This is a genomic window from Ferroplasma sp. Type II (assembly GCF_000496155.1).
In genome coordinates this window covers 1-2,084 of record NZ_KI542713.1, presented here as the reverse complement: position 1 = coordinate 2,084, position 2,084 = coordinate 1, and the positions used below count along the sequence as shown (strand labels likewise).

The 2,084-nt window shown below is 38.1% G+C and carries 2 protein-coding genes and 1 pseudogene; 1 reads left to right on the top strand and 2 read right to left on the bottom strand.

Features of this window, described 5'->3' with window-relative positions; translation table 11 throughout:
* Nucleotides 1-267 precede the first annotated feature (267 nt).
* A complete protein-coding gene (locus AMDU4_RS05855; protein WP_290704344.1) occupies nt 268-1,269 on the top strand; it encodes an alcohol dehydrogenase catalytic domain-containing protein in 1,002 nt (333 codons plus the stop codon).
* On the opposite strand, the gene AMDU4_RS05850 is transcribed toward AMDU4_RS05855, so the two are convergent.
* Both AMDU4_RS05850 and AMDU4_RS05845 read right to left on the bottom strand, forming a co-directional pair.
* The gene (locus AMDU4_RS05850; RefSeq protein WP_021787061.1) at nt 1,260-1,685 is read right to left on the bottom strand and encodes a MarR family winged helix-turn-helix transcriptional regulator; all 426 of its coding nucleotides are present in this window, start codon (nt 1,683-1,685) and stop codon (nt 1,260-1,262) included. The two genes, AMDU4_RS05855 and AMDU4_RS05850, sit on opposite strands and share 10 nt — an antisense overlap.
* Before the next feature lie 4 nt (nt 1,686-1,689).
* A pseudogene (locus tag AMDU4_RS05845) lies at nt 1,690-2,084 on the bottom strand (MFS transporter); the annotation flags it as partial.

The following is a 2,084-nucleotide window of genomic DNA, read 5'->3' as shown; positions in this document are numbered from 1 at the left end:
AGATATTGTTAATATGCCATGGGTTTTCATGCAGTACTTTTATGTGTTGCAAGCGAGATGATATATAATATCTGTATTCATATTGTTTAAAACTTACAGCAATTATTAGCTTACTGCATAAATTGTTCTGTTTGCTCTTCCTTGGCAGTAATATATAATTTTCATAAGATTTTGAAAACAACCTGGTCAACTTGAATGGATTTAGAGTTAGGCATTTTTCTGGGAATTTCGGCAAAAATTATAATATGTATTATACAATTAAAAATAATGAGAGCTTTTATTTTAAGGGAACCAGAAAAGCTTGAGTTAATAGACATGAAGGCTAAGGAACCCGGTGAGGAAGAGATACAGATAAGGACTGTGGCCTGTGGTATATGCGGAACTGATTTCCACGCATATCATGGAAAGCATCTTGCGGTTAAATATCCAGTAATTCCTGGACATGAAATGAGCGGGATTGTCAGCAAAACTGGGAAAAACATTACTTCATTTAAACGAGGAGACCATGTTGTGGTAGATCCCAATATTACATGCGGGCATTGCGAGTATTGCAAGGAAGGAAAGGAAAATTTTTGTGAAAACATGAGAAGCGTGGGAATTAATTATCCAGGTGGTTTTGGAGAATATGTTACTGTACCTGAAAAGGTAGTTTATAAAATTCCCAGCAATATGAGCTTTGAAGCGGCTGCAATGACTGAGCCTGTGGCCTGTATAGTACACGCCTTCGAAACCACCTACATTCATCTGGGCGGTTCTGCTGTAATCCTGGGGACAGGCTTCATTGGCCTAACGTTTTTACAGATCTTGAAGGGTATGGGGTATTACCCTATATATGTCATGGGTAGAAATCCAGTAAGAAATAAGTTAGCAAAGAAATACGGTGCAGATATGATATACACAAACATAGATGATTTAATGAAAAGCCAGATAATCGGAAAGTCTGATCTTGTGGTTGAAGCCACCGGAGATAACAGCATACTTTCAAAAACTATCGATATGGTTTCACCCTCTGGAAAGATCTTTGCATTTTCAGTCTATCCTCCGGGAGAAAATGTAAGTATTGATTCCAATAGAATATACAGTAAGGAAATATCAATATTTGGGGATTTTATCAATCCATACACAATGAGAAAGGCTATTAATATGATAAGTTCGGGGCTAATAGATTATGCTGGAATGGAAGACCATACAATAAGTATTAATGACATTGGCGATCTGTTCAGCTCTGGAAAGAAAAATTTTATCAAGCCATTAATATCCTATGAATGATCTTTCAGTTTCACATTTATTTTTTCCAGTATGATTGCCAATTGGTTTATATCATCCTCTGGGAGTGATGAAATTGAATCGTGGATAATTCCCTTTATAATTTCCTCTATTTTATGATAAGTTTTTAGACCTTCCTCCGTTATTTCAATATTGATTACACGCCTGTCCTGGCTGCTGTGCACACGTTTTACCAGATTCTTGCTTTCAAGGCCATCAGTAATATCTGTGACCCAACCTTTTGCAAGTGAAAGCGTGTCTGCAAGATACTTCATATTCTTCGGTTCGGAACTGACAAGGCGCAGTATTTTTGAATCCGTCAGGCTTAGTGATAGATCCGAAAGACTATCTTTTATTCTGGCCCCGTATTCACTCAGTATACTATCCAGCAACGACCATATAGTTAATGTTTTGTCCATGTTATCATCTTTTCATTTTTACTGCCTTATCCGACAATTCGGAGTTGTCAATGGTAGATGGTTTATCCACTTTCTCTGCCCTTGATTTTTTCAAAGGCTCACGGAATATGGATATTATTGCACCCACAAATACTATTGCAGCTCCCGCATAGAATACAATATGAAGGGATTTCATGAAAGCCGGGGCAAAGATTGTGGGGAACCATGTCCTGGCAGTCATTGTGACTATTGCACTATGTGGTATTGAAGATATAGCAGAAGCAGGCAAAAGCCCTAATATCACTTTAGCCGGGTTTATACCCAGAAGTGCCCCAAATATTGCTTCTGTTGGAGGAAGTTTCGACATTTCTGTTGCAAGGGTTCCTCCACCACCAGCAGCGTATACAGCAGAGAAAGTGT

Coding starts and splice junctions, on each gene's coding strand:
- AMDU4_RS05855 (WP_290704344.1), top strand. CDS start 268: ATGAGAGCTTTTATTTTAAGGGAACCAGAAAAGCTTGAGTTAATAGAC.
- AMDU4_RS05850 (WP_021787061.1), bottom strand. CDS start 1,685: ATGGACAAAACATTAACTATATGGTCGTTGCTGGATAGTATACTGAGT.